Here is a 19,561-nt window from a genome sequence, read left to right on the forward strand (position 1 = left end):
CCGCTAATCTTCGGGAGCAAGCTCCCTCAGATTCGCTCGACTTGCATGTATTAGGCACGCCGCCAGCGTTCGTCCTGAGCCAGGATCAAACTCTCCAATAAAGAGTTGATATAGCTCATAAAATGTCTATAAATAGACTTAGAATTAACGTTGACGTTTCTGTTTTGTTTAGTTTTCAAAGAACTATTCCGCTGCAAATCAGCGACAAAAACCATTATAGCAAACAACTTCTTCTTTGTCAACTTCCACGAAAATTTTTTTAATTAAAAACATCATTATATTTTCGCGCGCTCATTAACAACAAATAATATATTATCATTAAACTTCGTAGAAGTCAACAACAATTATTTTATAAAATTTCTGAGCGGAATAATAATGTACCACTTTCATTTAAATGCTGTCAATTACTTTTTTAAATAAAGACAAAGCAGGTTATCCTTTCTACTTTGTCTTTATTCTTCTGGCCTTTTTATCTCTTTTGTATTTCTTCCATTAACAATTTATTTACCATCGGCGGGTTTGCTTGTCCCTTTGTAGCTTTCATAATTTGGCCTACTAAGAAACCAATCGCCTTTTGCTTACCATTTTTAAAGTCTTCAATTGATTTTGGATTTGCATCTAACGCTTCATTAACAAACTTACGTAACGTTTCATCGTCAGAAATTTGGATTAGACCTTTTTCTTTAACAATTTTTTCCGCATCTCCGCCATTCTCAATAAGCTCTTTAAACACTTGCTTCGCTATTTTAGAAGAAATGGTTCCATTTTCGATAAGCTTTATCATACCTGCTAATCCTTCTGCTGTAAGAGCGACATCTGCTAATTCTTTTCCTTCAGCATTTAAATAAGCCGATACTTCACCCATGATCCAATTTGATGCCTGTTTTGCATCCGCTCCAACAGCAAGTGTTTGTTCGAAGAAATCAGACATTTCCTTTGTCATTGTTAATACTTGTGCATCATACTCAGGTAATCCAAGTTCATCTACATAACGTTTACGACGAGCGTCTGGTAGCTCCGGAATTGAACCACGTATTCTTTCTTTCCATTCATCATCAATATAAAGTTCAACAAGATCAGGCTCAGGGAAATAACGATAATCTTCTGAACCTTCTTTTACACGCATTAAGATCGTCTTTTTCGTTGCTTCATCATAACGACGTGTCTCTTGTTGAATTTCCCCTCCAGCTCGAAGGACCTTTTCTTGACGCTTTTCCTCAAATTCCAATCCGTTTTTTACAAAAGCGAATGAGTTTAAGTTTTTAAGCTCAGTCTTCGTACCAAATTCCTTTTGACCTTCAGGACGTAAAGAAATGTTAGCATCACATCGTAATGAGCCCTCTTCCATTTTACAATCGGAAACACCCGTATATTGGATGATTGCTTTTAGTTTTTCTAAATAAGCATATGCTTCTTCTGGTGTCCGGATATCTGGCTCTGATACAATTTCAATAAGCGGGGTACCTTGACGATTAAGGTCAACCAAGGAATAGCCGTCATTTGAGTGGATGAGCTTTCCTGCATCCTCTTCCATATGAATTCGAGTAATCCCGATGCGTTTCGTTTCACCGTTTACTTCAATATCAATCCAGCCGTTCTCACCTATCGGCTTATCAAATTGTGAAATTTGGTATGCCTTCGGATTATCCGGATAAAAATAGTTCTTGCGATCGAATTTCGTTTCTGTTGCAACTTCACAATTAAGCGCCATGCATGCTTTCATTGCAAAATCAACAACCTTCTTATTTAGAACTGGCAATACTCCAGGATAACCTAGTTCGACAACTGTCGTATTTGTATTAGGTTCTGCTCCAAAGTGGTTTGGAGCACTTGAAAATATTTTTGAATCTGTTTTTAATTCAACATGGACCTCTAGTCCAATTACCGTTTCATATTTCATTGTTTTCTCACCCCTTACAATTCAGGCTTTGCTTTATGATGATCTGTTGCTTGTTCAAATGCATAAGCAACGCGGTAAATTGTGCTTTCATCAAAATGCTTTCCGATAATCTGTAAACCGAGCGGCAATCCATTAGATAAGCCACAAGGAATTGATATTCCTGGTACACCAGCAAGGTTTACTGGAATGGTTAAAATATCATTGGCATACATCGTTAACGGGTCTTTTACATTTTCACCAATCTTAAATGCTGGTGTAGGTGCTGTCGGCCCAATAATAACGTCGTATTTTTCAAATACGTCTTCAAAGTCTTTTTTGATTAAAGTACGTACTTTTTGTGCCTTTTTATAATAAGCATCATAATAACCTGAGCTTAACGCAAATGTACCAAGCATAATACGGCGCTTAACTTCATCACCGAATCCTTCTGCACGAGTTTGTTTGTACATGTCAATTAAATTTTCTGCATTATCAGTACGGTAACCGTAACGGACACCATCAAAACGAGCTAGATTGGCTGATGCCTCTGATGAAGATAATAGATAGTATGTAGCAAGTGCATATTTAGAGTGCGGCAGTGATACCTCTTCCCAAGTTGCTCCTAATCCTTCCAACACTTTAAGAGCATCAAGAACAGATTGTTTAACCTCCTCATTAACACCTTCACCTAAATATTCTTTCGGAACAGCAATCTTTAATCCATTCACATCACCAGTTAAAGAAGAAAGGAAGTCTGGAACTTCAACATTTGCACTTGTTGAATCCATTTCATCTACACCTGAAATAGTTTGTAATAAAAAAGCATTATCCTCAACATTACGTGTAATTGGCCCAATTTGGTCTAATGAAGAGGCAAATGCTACTAAACCAAAACGTGAAACACGGCCATAAGTTGGTTTTAACCCGACAACTCCACAAAAAGCTGCCGGTTGACGAATGGATCCGCCTGTATCTGATCCTAATGAGAATGGAACCTCTCCAGCTGCAACTGCTGCAGCAGACCCGCCGCTTGAACCGCCTGGTACAGTTTCAAGATTCCATGGATTTTTCGTTGGTTTATAACCAGAATTTTCAGTTGAAGAACCCATCGCAAACTCGTCCATATTTAATTTACCAATGGTAACAGCTTCTGCCTTTTGAAGGTGTTTTACGACTGTCGCATCATAAATTGGATCAAAGTTTTCTAGGATTTTACTTGCACATGTCGTGCGCAATCCTTTTGTTACGATATTATCTTTAATCCCAATTGGCATACCAAATAATAGCCCAAACTCATCACGGCTATCTAATGCCTCATCTAATTCCTTTGCATATGTACGTGCTTTTTCTTCATTTAATGTTAAAAACGCTCCGACTTTATCATCAACCTCTTGTATACGTTTAAACGATTCATTTACCAAGTCAGAAACGGTAATTTCTTTTTTATGTAAAAGCTCTTTTAATTCCGATATTTTACGATCAAAAAGCGTCACGCTTGTCCCTCCCTTATTCTAAAATTGATGGTACACGAATATAGCCATCCTCATGATCTGGAGCATTTTTGATAACTTCCTCGTTGTCTAATCCTTTTTTAGGAGTATCTTCTCTCATGATATTTTTCATATCTAATACGTGTGATGTTGGTTTCACATTTTCTGTATCTACTTCATTTAGCTGCTCAGCAAAAGTAATGATGGCATCTAATTGCTGGGTAAAAAGCTTTGCCTCTTCTTCTGTTATAGCTAATCGCGCTAAATTCGCTACGTACTTTACTTGTTCTGCTGATATTCTTGACATAAAATTTCACCTCCACAAAATCGTACATCCACAATACTCTGATGATACCAAAATAAAGACTATTTAATCAACATTAGAAAAGGGGAAGCATCATGCTTAAATTCGGCATAATAAAACCGCTAGCATAAAAACCAGCGGCCTTCTATTATTCAATTTCAATTCTTGTTGGTTTCTTCTTCCCCAATCGAATCTCAAGCATTCCATCTTTGTACACTGCTTTCATTTTTGTTTTGATCACATAATCCGGTAATTGGACAATGCGTGTACCGCCAATTTTACGTGAGAGATGCTTCTGCTCTTTTACTATGATAAACACTTGATTTTCACGAATTTCTACATATATATCATCTTTAGGAACACCTGGCAGTTCGGCAATGATTATGAAGTTCAAATCACTCTCTGCAATTTCAATTGAAAAGCCTGATGCACTTGATTTTTTAAAAACATTGTCAATTGAATCTAAAAGCGTGCGCTTTGGACGTTGCTGAAAGAAGTCATTTATCATCTTCATTGGATCACTCACAGCAAATCCTCCTCATTATTTTTTAGTTATATTATCTATATGAAACAGGATTGTTTTTGCCTAGGCGCAAAAGAAGTCGTTAATTAATTATTATAATATTCTGAATTGTTTTACTTAATTTTATTTTTGTAATCGCTTTCAAGTGTGGTGTGTTAGTCCCTATTGTAGATAGACATGCCTTTAAAAATCATTACTTTCCCTTGAAATATGGATAATAGTTTGATAGCTTTATTAACCATAGATAAAAGCCTGAGAAGTTTAAATATTCGAACTTTAATGGCAAATAAACAATCGGGAGTGATTTGGTGGAAATTGGAATTCTTATTTCTTTAGGAATCTACATGATTGGAATGCTTTTGATAGGTTGGTATGCTTATCAAAAAACTTCAGACCTATCAGACTATATGTTAGGTGGCAGAGGGTTGGGTCCTGCAGTAACAGCACTTTCAGCTGGAGCCTCAGATATGAGCGGGTGGATGCTGATGGGACTTCCTGGCGCCATGTATGTATCAGGACTCTCAAGTATATGGCTGGCTATCGGATTAACAATTGGAGCTTATTTTAATTACTTACTGGTTGCACCTCGTCTCCGTATATATACGGAAGTTGCTAATGATTCCATTACGATTCCTGATTTTTTTGAAAATCGATTTAGTGATGAGTCAAAAATTCTGCGAAGTTTTTCCGCTTTAGTTATTTTTATTTTCTTCACATTGTACACTTCTGCAGGTTTAGTTTCAGGCGGAACCTTGTTCGAGTCAGCATTTGATTTAGATTATAAATTTGGTTTGTTTTTAACAGCTGGCGTCGTTGTGGCATATACCTTATTTGGCGGCTTTCTTGCTGTAAGTTTAACCGATTTTGTTCAAGGCTTAATTATGTTTATCGCTCTTATTTTAGTACCGATTGTAGCATTGACCGATATCGGAGGATTTTCATCAACAATTAATGAAATTCGTCAAATTGATAGTAATATGCTTAATATTTTTACTGGAACATCTGTCATTAGTATTATTTCTTTACTCGCATGGGGATTAGGCTATTTTGGGCAGCCGCATATCATCGTCCGCTTTATGGCCATTTCTTCTCTTAAAGAACTAAAGCCTGCTCGCCGGATTGGAATGGGCTGGATGATTATCTCAATTATTGGAGCAATGCTTACAGGACTTATCGGTGCAGCTTATATTTCGAAATCCGGGGCAACATTAAATGATCCAGAAACCATTTTTATTTATTTCTCAGAACTATTGTTTCATCCTCTTATAACAGGTTTCTTGCTTGCTGCCATTTTAGCCGCTATTATGAGTACCATTTCATCACAGCTTCTTGTTACGGCAAGCGCAATGACTGAGGATTTTTATAAAGCCTTTTTACGCAAAAATGCTAGTGATAAAGAGCAAGTCCTTATAGGTAGACTATCCGTTTTACTTGTAGCGATTATCGCTATCTTCTTATCTATCAATCCTAATGACACAATATTAGGTCTTGTTGGATATGCATGGGCTGGATTCGGTTCAGCATTTGGTCCTGCGATTCTATTGAGCTTGTTCTGGAAACGTATGACCAAGTGGGGAGCATTATCAGGTATAATAGTTGGTGCATTAACCGTACTAATCTGGGTGAACATTCCAGCAGCGAAGAACTTTATGTATGAAATGATACCAGGCTTCGCTTTAAGTTTAATCTCAGTTATTGTTGTAAGTCTATTGACTAAAGCTCCTTCAACTGAAGTGAAGAACACGTTTAGTAAAATGGAAGAAAAACTTCCTTTGTAAATGGAGTAAGCAAAATCATTAGGAAGATCTACTGGTTTCTCTTCCTAATGATTTTTAAGATATTAGTAAAACTTAGATACAATTAGTAAAAGGCATCGATTTTTACGTCGATGCCTTTTCTTTTCAGACAATATCTTCAGGATGGTGTTATTTCATTCGTCACGTCTACTTCTTTTTGTGCTTTTTTTGACCAAAATGTCGCAACAAGCGGACCCGATATATTATGCCAAACACTAAAAATTGCACTCGGAACAGCTGTAATAGGTGAAAAGTGAGCTGTGGCCAAGGCTGCAGCTAGCCCTGAATTTTGCATTCCAACTTCGATTGCGATTGCTTTTTGATCAGCATATGGAAACTTACATAATTTGGATATGAGGAATCCTAATATCAACCCGACTAAATTATGCAGAATAACCACACCTAACATCAATAGTCCAGATTCTAATATATGATCTTTATTAGCTGCAACAACGGCTGAGATTACTCCGACAATCCCGATTACGGAAACCAAAGGAAGAACCTTTGCACCTTCTTCGGCTTTGTCTTTTAATAACCATTTAAAAATGATACCTAAAATAATTGGAATAAGAACAATTTGAATAGTTGAAATCAGCATGTCCTTACCATCAACAGGAAGCCATTGACTGGCAAGTAAATAAATGAGTGCTGGTGTTAAAATTGGAGAAACCAAAGTTGCTACCGCAGAAACTGCCAGTGATAATGCAATATTTCCTTTTGCCAAATAAGTCATGACATTTGATGCAGTGCCTCCTGGACAGCATCCGACTAATATGACACCTACTGCTAATTCTGGCGGAAGATTAAGTCCCACTGCTAAAAGGTACGCAATTCCTGGCATAATGATATATTGTGCTGCAACCCCTACAAAGACAGCTAAAGGCTGCTTAAAAACTGCTTTAAAATCATCTACTGATAAGGTCAAACCCATACCAAACATGATGATTCCAAGTAATATGGAAATATAGGGAGCAATCCAAATAAAGCCTCCTGGAAAAGCCATAGCTAACGCAGTAAATACCAAAACCCAAATGATAAAAGTATTTCCTGCAAAATTACTAATTTTTGCTAACGTATTCATGATAAATCCACCTTTATTTATTGATTTCACAATTATACATTATATTCAGAAAATATCAATAAATCAAAAAGAAATACTGGAAACCAATATATGCCTATAGATCATTATTACTTTCTGCCTTATAAGGGGGTTGGCCGGCTATAAATAATACACCCCTCCTAAACTAGAAAGATTTTCTAATGCATGGTAAGATTATACAAAATGAAACGGTATCAGGGGTGGATGGTGTGAAGAAATTTTTAATTGGTTTTGGAGGCTTTTTAATCCTTCTCGGTGCAGGAGGCATCATCAATCATATTTCAATGACTTTTAAAGCCGTACAGGAAGAACAAGAAATGTATGGCGGGTCAGTTCAATTTATGATGCTGCAGCTTATGGGGTCATTAGAACCTTATCTTACGTCCTTAATTGGCGGCGGGGTCATCATTTCCATAGCAATGTTTCTTAACGAATACCAAAAGCGCAGCGAACTAACCTCTCAGCTTATACAAGTACTTTCTGAGCAGAACCCATCACAAAAAGAGGACAAGGTGAAGGAAACCTCATCTAAACAAGAAAACTTAAATGATGCAAAGACTGTATCCATACCCCAAAAAACGATTGAGCTCGATAACAATCAAGATGATGAGCGTTTTTATTGGAATGGATAAGCTACAGGAAAGGGGGTTGACCACATAAGGTCCAACCCCTTTTTGCTTAGGGATTTATAAAAAATTGGTTTAAACTGTCGATAAGCGCTGGATATGCAAGTGCAGTCACGGTTATAAACGACTTAGTTTTTGACACCCCCCGCCTAGCCCCTTTAACCAATTAAGAATAGAGACAAAGAACGCTTTTATTTCAAATCGTCTTATTTTCGGCTTATCAAGGCGCTTGCGCTTCTGTTCTTATAACATTTCCGAGGTGGTTTTTGCCTGCAAATGCAGCAGCAAATAATCAGGACCACCTGCCTTTGAATCTGTTCCTGACATATTAAATCCGCCAAATGGCTGATATCCCACAATCGCTCCCGTACACCCTCGATTAAAATAAAGATTGCCTACATGAAAATCTTCTCTTGCTTTTTCAATATGTGTCCGATTGTTTGTTAACACAGCACCAGTAAGACCATAATCCGTATTATTGGCGATTTTAATGGCATGGTCGAAATTCTTTGCTTTAGTAAACGCAACGACTGGGCCAAATATTTCTTCCTTCATAATTCGGGCATCTTCAGCAACATCCGTAAAAATAGTTGGTTCGATGAAATAACCTTTTGATTGATCTCCTTTTCCGCCAACAATTAATCTGCCTTCTTCTTTTCCTATTTCAATATAATTGAGGATTTTTTCATAGGCTGCTTGATCAATTACTGGACCCATATAGGTCGAAGATTCCTCTGGATCACCTACTGTTAACTCTTTTGTGATCTCAACTACTCGATTTAACACTTGGTCATAGACGTCTTCTAGAATAACTGCTCTTGAACAGGCAGAACATTTTTGTCCTGAAAAGCCAAAAGCTGAGGCGACAATGGATTGGGCAGCTAATTCTAAATCTGCGGATGAATCAACAACGATCGTGTCTTTTCCTCCCATCTCGGCAATGACCCGCTTTAACCAAATCTGCCCCTCTTGCACCTTTGCTGCCCGTTCATATATTCTTACTCCAACTTCACGCGAACCAGTAAAACTAATAAACCTTGTTCGAGGATGGTCGACTAAATAATCCCCCACCTCCGAACCACTTCCTGGAATATAATTGACCACACCTGGCGGCAGTCCTGCTTCCTCTAATATTTCTAGAAATTTAGCTGCAATCACTGGTGTAGCACTAGCAGGTTTTAATAAAACGGTATTACCTGAAACAATGGCCGCTGAAGTCATCCCTGCCATTATGGCAAAAGCAAAGTTCCAAGGCGAAATAATAATACCGACACCAAGCGGTATGTAAGTGAAACGATTATATTCAATCGGCCTGGATTCAACAGGGATTCCGTCCTTTAATTTGAGCATTTGTCTTCCATAGTATTCGAGAAAATCAATTGCCTCAGACGTATCAGCATCAGCTTCCTTCCAAGGCTTACCTGCTTCCTTTACAAGCAGTGCAGAAAATTCATGCTTACGGCGCCTAACGATAGCAGCAGCACGAAACAAAATATCTGCTCTCATTTCCGGCTTGGTTTTACGCCACACCTGAAAGGTTTCTTCAGCTATCTGCATAGCTTTTTCGGCATGTTCCTTTGTTGCTTTTGAAACAATCCCAATTACTTGCTTCTTGTTGGCAGGATTAATTGAGATAATTTTCCCCTCTGTTTCAATGCGCTCTCCGCCAATTACCAAGTCATAATGTTGATGTAAATAGGATTGAACAACCTTAAGGCCTTGATGAAAAGCGTGTTTATTTTCTTCAATTGATAAATCAGTAAATGGTTCATGCTTGTAAGGTGCTGTCATCCCAAACCCCTCCTTTAGAATCTAAGAAATTTTTATGTCTATTTTCGAACTCCTTAGCTTACAATTGAGCGCTTATGCTTCATTCGTATGCACAGCTGTTAATTGAAATGAGTAACTTTTTTCTAGGGGGTTATTTTGAGGAAAACAGAAAGGGGCTGTCTCAAAGAAAAACCTCTCTAATCACAATAGATAGGATCTAAATGATCCTATTACGTGTTGGAGTGGTCCGACTTTATAGACAGCCCTTTTAATCGCTATTTACTTGTAAATATGAACGGTTGGTTCTTCCTGATTTGGTTCTTTGATAATGACTGCTTCCTGACCAGTAGTGGACATGACATTTACTTCAAGTGAAATGTAATCAGGGAAATATTCCATAACCTTTCCTGTGACAAACTGTGTAAAAGCAATCACTTCAGCCTTCCCATAAAATTGCATTGGGATTTCGATATCCAAGTAATTCAATTCGCCATTTTTATAAAAAGCTTTTCCAATTACACCAGTATAGTTAGGGAAAAATTCCTCAACATCTTGTTTAAAGCGATTGAACATTTGCGCATCATCGCGATAATCATTTGTTGCCTCATCTGATGGGAAGAAATAATAATCCTCATCAATATCTTCCCATTTCTCAAGAATATTGCTTCCTTCTTTGACATTTGCTTTGGCAACAAAATTCCCTGGTACAATCGAAGACTTTTCCTCTTGTTTATATATAGCAAAAACTATCGGTACTTTTTCCAGTCCTTTTGTGCTTCTTACTCTCTTCAAGATAACTTCAGCCATTTGTTTCCCTTGTGCCAAAAGCTCTTTAGTTTCTATTTTATACTCTCTGGGATAGCCATGCTCTTCCTGATAATAATGAACAGAGTTCATCGCCAAGCCGATCACGACTCCGCCTAATTCGACGGTATCATCTTTGCGAATTAAATAATCATGTTCGAGTATATGGGAAAGATAGATAGGATTTTTCGTATGTAATTCCGTAAGGCTTTGGCCGTTACCCTCATCCAATGCAGGGTTAAGACCAACTTCTACATACTTCTCATCCGCTCCAGTCGTATTTTTATCCTTATTCTTTGCTGCTTCTTGAGCTTCTATTTTCTCATTTCCAACTTTTTTCCGTTGCAGCCAGCTGCTGATATCTTCACCTTTTAAATACTGGCCTTCCTGATATAAATAATTATCAGGAGAAAAGGACTCTTGTGCAACTCTCATTAAGCCTGTTTCAAATTCATCAATATCTAAACGGGTATTTAATTGCTCTGCAACAAGTCCTCTCGCTTCCCCCTGTTTAAAAGGCAAGATCATCTTATAATACGAATCTGAAATATTGTATTTTGGGATAATCGCCTGTTCCTTAGATTCATCCTCAGTTTCCTGCACGATTTCTTCTTGCTCTCCAAAGTTCGGTGCACAAGCGGTTAAGACCAGAAAGCTTGCTGTTAACACCATTAATAGCTTTTTTTTCAAGTGATTTCACACCTCTTATTTATTTAGTTCCTCAAGGAGCCGAGCTTCATCCCATACTTCTATGTTTAATTCCTGGGCTTTATTCAGCTTGCTTCCAGCTGCTTCACCTGCAACAACTAGATCTGTACTTTTACTTACACTGCCGGTCACTTTACCACCGAGCCGCTCTATGCCCTCTTTTGCTTCATTTCTTGTTAACTGCTCAAGTTTACCTGTTAAAACAACTGTCTTACCGGCTAAAAAGGAGTCACTTTCTTCAGGTTTTACCAGTTTCGGACCTTTATAGAGAGTGTTTACTCCTAAAGACTTAAGCTCATCTACTAAATGCTGGACGTCCGGATTCTCAAAATATGTAACAACGGAATCAGCCATTTTATCTCCTATCTCATTAATGGCTATAAGATCATCCTTAGAGGCCTGTTTAAGTTGATCAATCGATTCAAATACTTGGGCGATGGTCTTTGCCGCCTTTGCACCGACATGACGTATGCCTAAACCAAATAGAAGCCGCTCAAGTGAGTTTTCTCTAGATTGTTCGATCGCCCTTAATAGGTTATCAGTAGATTTTTCACCCATTCGCTCAAGATCCAGCAGCTGTTCCCTCGTTAATCGATATAAATCGGCTACATCTTTAATTAAACCCTCTTGAAACAATTGAGCAACAACTCTTTCACCAAGACCATCGATATTCATGGCATTTCTTGATACAAAGTGGATTAGACCTTCCTTAATTTGAGCTGGACATTGCGGGTTGATGCAGCGAAGGGCTACCTCACCCTCAATGCGAACGAGCTCACTTTCACACGCCGGGCAATGTGTAGGCATGGAAAAGTCTTGTTCTTCACCAGTTCGATGATCGACAAGCACATTTACAACCTCTGGAATAATATCACCCGCTTTTTTCACAACAACTGTATCACCAATTTTGATGTCTTTTTCTCTAATTAAATCTTCATTATGAAGTGATGCACGTTGGACAGTCGTACCTGCTACGCGCACTGGTTCTAATATAGCCGTTGGCGTAAGAACACCTGTTCTTCCAACACTTAATTCAATGTCTATTAGCTTTGTCGTAACTTCCTCCGCAGGGAACTTATAAGCAATTGCCCAACGGGGGCTTTTTGCTGTATACCCAAGCTCTTCCTGTTGTGCGAGCGAATCTACTTTGATGACAATCCCGTCTATATCATAAGATAAGGTTGCTCTTTTTTCTTGAATTCCTTCAATAAAGGAAAGGATTTCTTCAATATTTTCACATATTCTGCGTTCTTTGTTTGTCTTAAATCCAACTTGTTCTAATAAATCCAGTGCATCACTATGTCTTTCAACACCTGTTCCGCCAAGATCAGCAATGCTGTAGACAAATATATCAAGATTCCGTTTTGCAGCGATTTTAGGGTCAAGCTGTCTTATCGATCCCGCTGCGGCATTCCGGGGGTTAGCAAATGGTTCTTCTTCATTTTGTAAGCGAAGCTCATTTAGCTTTTCAAAGGACTTTTTCGGCATAAATGCCTCGCCTCGCACTTCAAAAGTCAATTCCTGTTTGAGTCTGAGCGGAATGGAGCGTATCGTTTTAAGGTTTTCTGTAATATCTTCGCCGGTTGTACCGTCTCCCCGTGTAGCACCCTGCACAAAATAACCATTTTCATAACGTAGCGATACAGCTAATCCGTCAATTTTCAACTCAGCCACATATTGAACTTCATCACCTACCGCTTGTCTTACCCTGCGGTCAAAATCACGTAAATCCTGTTCATTAAACGCATTCCCTAAGCTTAGCATAGGTGTTCTGTGGACAACCTTTTGAAATGACTCTAAAATGGCCCCTCCAACCCTTTGAGTTGGAGAGTCCGGTGATTTTAATTCAGGGAATTCTTCCTCAAGCTTTATTAGCTCTTGTAAGAGTCGATCATATTCGGAATCAGGTACGCTCGGTTGATCTAAAACATGGTATTCATAATTATACGTATTAAGCAGCTCATAAAGTTCCAAAGCTTTATTAATTGCTGATTGTTTATCCATAGAGATTCCAATCCTTTCTATCCAACGTCTTCTCTTTAGACCCGATTAATTGGAGCAAATTTTGCTAACAGCCGCTTAATTCCTACCGGGCTTGGAAAAGCAATATCTAATTCCTTTCCTTCTCCTGACCCTTTTACACTTACAACTGTGCCAATTCCCCATTTTTTATGTTCAGCCTTATCACCAACAGCCCAGGTAATTTCATCACCGCCTGTTGAAGCAGCAATAGGTCTTGAAACTGGCGGACGTTTTTCCAAACGTTGCCCTTTACTGAACGAAGCAGCAGGTTTTCTTGCTTCGTGAAGACTTTCAATCAGTTCACTTGGGATCTCTGCGATAAAGCGTGACTCAGGGTTCATGCTTGTTCTTCCAAACAGAGTACGCATTTGTGCGTTTGAGATAAACAGTTCTTTTTCAGCGCGTGTAATGCCCACGTATGCTAAGCGGCGTTCTTCCTCCATTTCATCCTCTTCCATTAAGGAGCGGCTATGCGGGAAAACACCTTCCTCAAGACCGATTAAGAACACAACTGGAAACTCTAATCCCTTAGCAGAATGAAGAGTCATGAGGACAACTGCGTCATTTTGCTCCTGCTCATCTTCTTCAAGCTTGTCAATATCAGATACGAGAGCTAAATCAGTTAAAAAGGCAACTAGACTTTTATCGTCATTTTGTTTTTCAAAGGTTTGTGTAACAGAAAGAAATTCATCGATATTTTCCAAACGACTTTGTGCTTCTATGGTTTTTTCTTGCACAAGCATTTCCCGGTATCCGGATTTCTCAATAATTTCCTCAGCAAGCTCTGTAACAGACAAGTAATCCTGCATATTGCCAAGATTGCGGATCATTTCGCGGAATTCCACTAATGCCTTAACAACCTTTGCACTGACACCCACTTGTTCAATCTCTTCTATCGCTTGAAATAAAGATAGGTCATTATCTATGGCATAATTTGCAATTTTATCAACCGATGTAGAACCTACACCTCGTTTAGGGACATTAATAATTCGAGCTAAGCTAATATCATCATCCGGGTTTGCAATTAAGCGCAAGTATGCAAGCAAGTCCTTAATCTCTTTTCTGTCATAGAACTTGATTCCGCCGACAATGGTATAATTAATGTTAGATTTGAGTAAAACTTCCTCAATAATCCTTGATTGTGCATTTGTCCGATACAAGATTGCCATATCGGAAAGCTTCCGTTCCCCTGATTCAACAATTTGTTTAATTTTTCCGGCAACAAATTGTCCTTCTGCTGATTCGCTATCAGCACGGTAATACATAATTTTCGAGCCTTGTTGATTCTCAGTCCATAGATTTTTAGGCTTTCGATTCGAATTATGTTTTATAACCTCATTAGCAGCCTCTAATATCAGCTTTGTTGAACGATAGTTTTGTTCAAGCAAAATGACATTTGCATGGGGATAATCCTTTTCAAATGAAAGAATATTGGCAATATCCGCCCCACGCCAGCGATAAATAGACTGATCAGAGTCTCCGACAACACAAAGATTTTTAAAACGTGCTGCTAAAAGCTTAACTAGCATATATTGTGCTCTATTCGTATCTTGATACTCATCAACATGAATATATTGGAATTTACGTTGATAGGTTTCAAGAACTTCAGGAACACGTTGGAATAATTGGATTGTTGTCATGATTAAGTCATCAAAATCCAGGGATTGATTTTTGCGCAGCTTCTTTTGATATTCCCTGTAAACATCACTCACAACTTGTTCATAATGGCTGCTTGCCGTCTTATCATATTCATCAGGTGTTACCAATTCGTTTTTTGCACTGCTAATCGAACCAAGCAAGCTTCTTGGTTCATATTTTTTCGGATCCAGGTTTTTTTCTTTTAATACGGTTTTAATTACCGACAATTGATCTGTCGTATCAAGAATAGAAAAGTTACGATTTATTCCCATTCTGTCACTGTCTCGGCGCAAAATGCGGACACACATAGAGTGGAAGGTTGAAATCCATATTTCATCCGAACCAGCACCTAAGATGCTTTGAATTCTATCTTTCATTTCTCGAGCAGCTTTATTAGTAAAGGTAATCGCTAATATATTCCATGGGGCAATTTGCTTTTCGATCATTAAGTAGGCGATCCGATGTGTTAACACCCGAGTTTTCCCACTTCCCGCCCCAGCCATTAGCAATAAGGGACCATCTGTTGTTTTTACTGCTTCCTGTTGCTTGTCATTCAAACCAGCAAGTAATTGATTTGATAAAAATTGCAACTGCTTCACCACCCTATCAAACATATGTTCTATTTTAATAAAGATTGAGGCTAAATACTAGTCTCAAACAGTCTTGTCCGAAATTTAAGATTTAACAGCAGCAACAGTTTGCAAGGCTGCTTTCAAATCTGTGTAAATAACATTCCCAACGACAACAACATCTGCATGCTTGGCAAAATCTATTGCTTCTTCTGGTGACGAAATACCTCCGCCATAAAAAAGCTTAGTTTCCTTTAATACCTTCTTTGTTTGCTCAACAACTGAGAGATCTCCCAATTTTCCGCTATATTCTAAATAAAAGATCGGAAAATGAAACATATTCTCCGCAACACGAGCATATGCAACGATATCTTCTACAGAGAGGTCTGTCTTCGCTCCCGTTAAACTAGCTGCCTTACAATCAGGATTTAATATACAATATCCTTCAACGATCACTTCATCCCAGTTCATGATCTCTCCAAATTCCTTTACTGCTTCCTGGTGCAAATCGATCATCCATTTGGTGCTCATACTATTTAAAACAGTTGGGATAAAATATAAGTCAAACCCGGGAATAATGGCTTCAGGTGTTGAAACCTCTAATATGCATGGGACAAGATATCTGCGGATTCGGGACATGAGATTTAAGACATTATCTTCCGTAATATGATCACTGCCTCCAACAATAATCCCATCTGTTCCAGAGTCACAAATTCTTTCTAAGTCCTCATCGCTTATTTCTTTATCAGGATCGAGTTTAAACACATGCTTCCACTCGCTAATATCGTACATGCAGGAATTCCTCCATTCAAAACATCCATTTCACTATTATAACAAAATACACGTAGGCAAAAAACTTAAAAACGGGTACTCTTTATGAAATGGTATAATCCAAGCTTATAACTCCAGTAATGGATTTTACCATGTTTGGATCAGAAACAGAAGTCCAATAACAATGGTACCGAAAGTTGGAATTTTTTTTGTTTTTTCAATGGGGTTGTTACAATCTTTTATTGATTTTGGCACTTTGTTGATTGAATAGAGTGTTAAATTCCTCTATAAAAAAGAGAATCAAAGGGGAATATTAGACGCTGCAATCGACAGGCACGAAAAAAAGTCATTCCAATAAAAAAAGCACCGAAAATTCGGCGCTTTACGATTCTGATTCCTCTTTCTTTCCATGTACCCGTTCCAATGCCATTGTATAAGCATCATTTCCATAGTTTAAGCAACGCTTAACACGTGAAATCGTTGCAGTACTTGCTCCCGTTTCCGTTTCAATTTTATGATAAGTAAATCCTTCCCTCAGCATTCTTGCAACTTCAAGTCTTTGTGCCAACGATTGGATTTCATTCACAGTACATAAGTCATCAAAAAATCGATAACATTCTTCTAAATCTCTTAATGACAAAATTGAATTAAAAAGCTGGTCTAGTTCTTTACCGCGTAGCTTTTCGATTTGCATAAACATTCTCCTTTTGCTATTACGTTTGAATTAGAAATGCATCCTCAATGTCTGGTACAATATTGACCCATGTTTTCCCAGGAACAAATTTTAAGACCTCCCCGTCTTTTACAGGGAGAATTCTGCCATTCCGGTTTTCCCATTCTACCTCTTGCATTTTTCCATTCTGGAATAGAAGTGCTTGACCGCCTGATGTTAAATCAATCGCCCTTCTTCCGTAAGAATCAATAAGGGTATGTTCCATTTCGACAACAAACACATTAGTGACCTGTATTGGCGCTTCACTCTCTAAATCAACGGTTTGCTCATTATTACTAAATCGGCTGTAGCTTTGATTAGTTTGATTATACTCATATGTTGCATTCCATGTTTCAGATTTGTCATATTTAATAACAAACTTGCTTGCAGGTTCTCCTTTTAAATTTACCACTTCTTCCTCAGAAAGAAACGCAAAAGGCTCTACATCTGCAGTTGTTTCGTACTTATTTGACTTTGCGCCCTTTAAAATATTTTTATATGATATATAGGAATTATGTGGTGCTTTACGGTGATCCGCCCGCCAAAATAATGTTCCATCATAAAATAAGCCGTTTAAATAATCAGCTTCTCCAGCCTCCAGCTTTTCTTGTGCATCAGGGCTCCAGCCATGACTTATATAAAGTGCGTCAAAGCCTTTACTAAGATCAATGTAATAATCCCTTGCACTACGAACTGGTCCGATTGTATCCGGTATTTCACTTTGAAAGACTGCTAATAATCTGGTGATGCTTCCCTCAGCAAGGACTTCATATACAATATCCGCTTTATGAAGGCCTGATTGAGGTCTTGCCTTTGGATGATTATTAATCATAACGGCAACAGGACGCTGATTTAGGTCACCTTTTGCCTCCAATCCTGTGAGGGGATAAACAGCCTCTTCTTCTACCTCAACAGTCACAGGCTTTTCCTCTTGTTGAACAGCCTCTTCATTTTTCACAGGACGGGCTTCTTCTTTATTACTGCAAGCGCTTATAACCATAAGCATCGTTATAAGGGCATATGCAAATTTTTTCTTATCCAAGCTAACACAACCTATCTTTTTCCCTTTTATATTTTAACGCATTATAGTCGGAAAGAGTACCGTTTTTTTCATGACATCAAAAATCCCTAAAGGAGTTATTCTAATATAAGGTAAATGTGTTGATGAAAAAAATAACAGGGAATAAATGGGGTCATCAAATCTATATCCTCTTTCCTTTAAGAGAGTGTTAAGTTTATCTTGTTTCAACATGACGCTTTCGAGCTCTTCATTTGAAGCGCTTCCATTTAACTGTAACGGCATTTCAAATAAAACATCTCCATTCTCAATTAGCACAATACCTCCGCCAATTTCCTTCATCCGCCTATATGCTGCAAGCATTTCCGATTTCTTTTTTCCAATTATAATAATATCACCGGTTGTTGAGTATGAGCTTGCAAAGCCTTGAACATGTTTAGCAAAGCCTTTAATAACCGTATTTATTCTCCATTTGCCATTGCGGTCAATTAAGGCTAAAAAGCTTTCATCATGATTTTCGGAAAGATCACTTACCGAACTGTCAATTGTAACCGAATAAGGCTCCATAATCACTGCATTTCGCATTTTCATCCCCAGCGGCATTGAAAATTGCAAATCATCTATTGTTAGATCCCAAGCGATATCTGCAGATTGAATACCATAATCAGACCATTCAACAACAGAGTCCGTCTCCTGACGCTTTCCTTCTTTAAGCAGCCAAATCCCTTTTGCCATGACAGACGATGGATCTGGTCGATCAATACTGTCTAATATGTTTAAGGTAGCAATTCGCCCTGGTGCAATAACACCGATCTGCTCTTCCAATTGATAATATTTGGCGATATTAAAGGTCGCCATATTATATGCATCAATGGCCGGAACATTGCATTCTAGTGCGATATCGATACAACGATTGATCATACCTGCTTTATAAAAAGCCGGAGTTGCTCCATCAGTAGTATAGTATAAATGATCATATGTTGTTAAGCCTTCGTCTTGCAGCTCATGCAAAAGCTTTGAAAGATCCGGACGTATTGAGGAATATCTTAAGGCAGCCGTGTACCCCAATTTCAGTCGATTCATGACATCTTTACCGGTCATCGATTCATGATCACTATCTACTCCAAATAGCTTCATTTTTGTTAATGTATTTTCAGATGCTCCTGGAAAATGCCCTTCAATTCTTTTCCCTCTTCGTTTCGTTTCTCGCATCCAATATAGGATCCAGTCATCCCCATCGAGTAACTTTGGCCAGCTCGTTAATTCTCCTCCTTGAATAACTGATTTATGTTCTAACCATTTTTTCAAGAAGTCATGAGAAAAGATTTGGTCCTCACTTTGAACCTCTGTTTGCAAATCAAACCTGGCCCACCAATAAAAGTGATACGGCAATTTTCCCATATCATCTAAAAACGTAAGCGCTTTCTTTTTCTCGTACTGTAAAAGGAAAAAAAGGTTATCACCGATAAATGCTGTTGTTCCTGTCTGTGACACATACTTTGCTAAAGTATGGGGATTATATAATTGAAATGGGTGTGCATGTGGTTCAATATATCCAGGCACTATAACTTTGTTTGTACAATCAATCACTTCAGTTTGAGCTGTACGCTCGGGTAAATTGTCACCAACATAGACAATACGGTCATCCAAAATCCAAATATTTGCTTTTACCCATTGACGCAAATAGGAATTTAAATAAGTCGCATTTTTTAATAAAACAGTAGGTGCACATTTATTTGATACAACATCTATTTGTTTTCTAATTTGACTTATTTTCCATTGAAATTTTTTCTCGGGCATAAAAAACCCTCCAATTTTAGTTACTAGCATAA

The 19,561-nt window shown here is 38.1% G+C and carries 15 protein-coding genes and 1 rRNA gene; 2 read left to right on the forward strand and 14 right to left on the reverse strand.

The genetic code is table 11. The features are described from left to right. From WQ54_RS14920 to WQ54_RS14940, 5 genes are all read right to left on the reverse strand, one after another. A 16S ribosomal RNA gene (locus tag WQ54_RS14920) occupies nt 1-101 on the reverse strand; the annotation flags it as partial. A 368-nt stretch (nt 102-469) separates the two neighbouring features. Beyond that, nucleotides 470-1,900 carry an Asp-tRNA(Asn)/Glu-tRNA(Gln) amidotransferase subunit GatB gene (gatB, locus tag WQ54_RS14925; protein ID WP_046517816.1) on the reverse strand — a complete coding sequence of 477 codons (1,431 nt, stop codon included), beginning with the start codon at nt 1,898-1,900 and terminating at the stop codon, nt 470-472. Nucleotides 1,901-1,914: 14 nt separating this feature from the next. Continuing rightward, nucleotides 1,915-3,372: an Asp-tRNA(Asn)/Glu-tRNA(Gln) amidotransferase subunit GatA gene (gene gatA, locus WQ54_RS14930; RefSeq protein WP_046517818.1), complete on the reverse strand. Its 1,458-nt coding sequence runs from the start codon at nt 3,370-3,372 to the stop codon at nt 1,915-1,917. A gap of 13 nt (nt 3,373-3,385) precedes the next feature. Further along, nucleotides 3,386-3,676 (reverse strand): Asp-tRNA(Asn)/Glu-tRNA(Gln) amidotransferase subunit GatC, encoded by a 291-nt coding sequence (gene gatC / locus WQ54_RS14935; protein WP_046517819.1) that lies wholly within the window; start codon nt 3,674-3,676, stop codon nt 3,386-3,388. Nucleotides 3,677-3,821: 145 nt separating this feature from the next. After that, nucleotides 3,822-4,199 carry an Hsp20/alpha crystallin family protein gene (locus WQ54_RS14940; RefSeq protein ID WP_052737808.1) on the reverse strand — a complete coding sequence of 126 codons (378 nt, stop codon included), beginning with the start codon at nt 4,197-4,199 and terminating at the stop codon, nt 3,822-3,824. 305 nt (nt 4,200-4,504) lie between these two features. On the opposite strand from WQ54_RS14940, the gene putP reads away from it, so the two are divergent. Next, entirely contained in the window at nt 4,505-5,974 is a 1,470-nt protein-coding gene (gene putP / locus WQ54_RS14945; RefSeq protein ID WP_046517821.1) for a sodium/proline symporter PutP, read from the forward strand. 136 nt (nt 5,975-6,110) lie between these two features. On the opposite strand, the gene WQ54_RS14950 is transcribed toward putP, so the two are convergent. Then, entirely contained in the window at nt 6,111-7,073 is a 963-nt protein-coding gene (locus WQ54_RS14950; protein WP_046517823.1) for a bile acid:sodium symporter family protein, read from the reverse strand. Between the two features lie 227 nt (nt 7,074-7,300). Between WQ54_RS14950 and WQ54_RS14955 the strand changes: the two genes are divergently transcribed. Continuing rightward, nucleotides 7,301-7,723, forward strand: a complete 423-nt coding sequence (locus tag WQ54_RS14955) for a hypothetical protein (RefSeq protein ID WP_156177963.1) — start codon at nt 7,301-7,303, stop codon at nt 7,721-7,723. A gap of 237 nt (nt 7,724-7,960) precedes the next feature. On the opposite strand, the gene pruA is transcribed toward WQ54_RS14955, so the two are convergent. The 8 genes from pruA to WQ54_RS14995 all read right to left on the reverse strand — a co-directional run bounded on the left by pruA (nt 7,961) and on the right by WQ54_RS14995 (nt 19,529). Further along, on the reverse strand, nt 7,961-9,508 hold the full coding sequence (gene pruA, locus WQ54_RS14960; protein ID WP_046517826.1) for an L-glutamate gamma-semialdehyde dehydrogenase: 1,548 nt from the start codon (nt 9,506-9,508) through the stop codon (nt 7,961-7,963). Nucleotides 9,509-9,766: 258 nt separating this feature from the next. Then, nucleotides 9,767-10,981, reverse strand: a complete 1,215-nt coding sequence (locus WQ54_RS14965) for a CamS family sex pheromone protein (RefSeq protein ID WP_046517828.1) — start codon at nt 10,979-10,981, stop codon at nt 9,767-9,769. Nucleotides 10,982-10,996: 15 nt separating this feature from the next. Further along, nucleotides 10,997-13,003 carry an NAD-dependent DNA ligase LigA gene (ligA, locus tag WQ54_RS14970; protein ID WP_046517829.1) on the reverse strand — a complete coding sequence of 669 codons (2,007 nt, stop codon included), beginning with the start codon at nt 13,001-13,003 and terminating at the stop codon, nt 10,997-10,999. A 35-nt stretch (nt 13,004-13,038) separates the two neighbouring features. Next, a complete protein-coding gene (gene pcrA / locus WQ54_RS14975; RefSeq protein WP_046517831.1) occupies nt 13,039-15,249 on the reverse strand; it encodes a DNA helicase PcrA in 2,211 nt (736 codons plus the stop codon). Nucleotides 15,250-15,333: 84 nt separating this feature from the next. Beyond that, nucleotides 15,334-16,020 carry a heptaprenylglyceryl phosphate synthase gene (locus WQ54_RS14980; RefSeq protein WP_046517833.1) on the reverse strand — a complete coding sequence of 229 codons (687 nt, stop codon included), beginning with the start codon at nt 16,018-16,020 and terminating at the stop codon, nt 15,334-15,336. A 361-nt stretch (nt 16,021-16,381) separates the two neighbouring features. Continuing rightward, complete coding sequence (locus tag WQ54_RS14985; protein WP_046517834.1) at nt 16,382-16,693, reverse strand: YerC/YecD family TrpR-related protein; 312 nt, start codon at nt 16,691-16,693, stop codon at nt 16,382-16,384. A gap of 19 nt (nt 16,694-16,712) precedes the next feature. Then, nucleotides 16,713-17,753: a DUF3048 domain-containing protein gene (locus WQ54_RS14990; RefSeq protein ID WP_231597538.1), complete on the reverse strand. Its 1,041-nt coding sequence runs from the start codon at nt 17,751-17,753 to the stop codon at nt 16,713-16,715. A gap of 33 nt (nt 17,754-17,786) precedes the next feature. Continuing rightward, nucleotides 17,787-19,529 (reverse strand): adenine deaminase C-terminal domain-containing protein, encoded by a 1,743-nt coding sequence (locus tag WQ54_RS14995; protein ID WP_046517836.1) that lies wholly within the window; start codon nt 19,527-19,529, stop codon nt 17,787-17,789. Between the last annotated feature and the right edge of the window lie 32 nt (nt 19,530-19,561).

Source organism: Bacillus sp. SA1-12 (genome assembly GCF_000981385.1).
GTDB lineage: Bacteria > Bacillota > Bacilli > Bacillales > Bacillaceae > Metabacillus.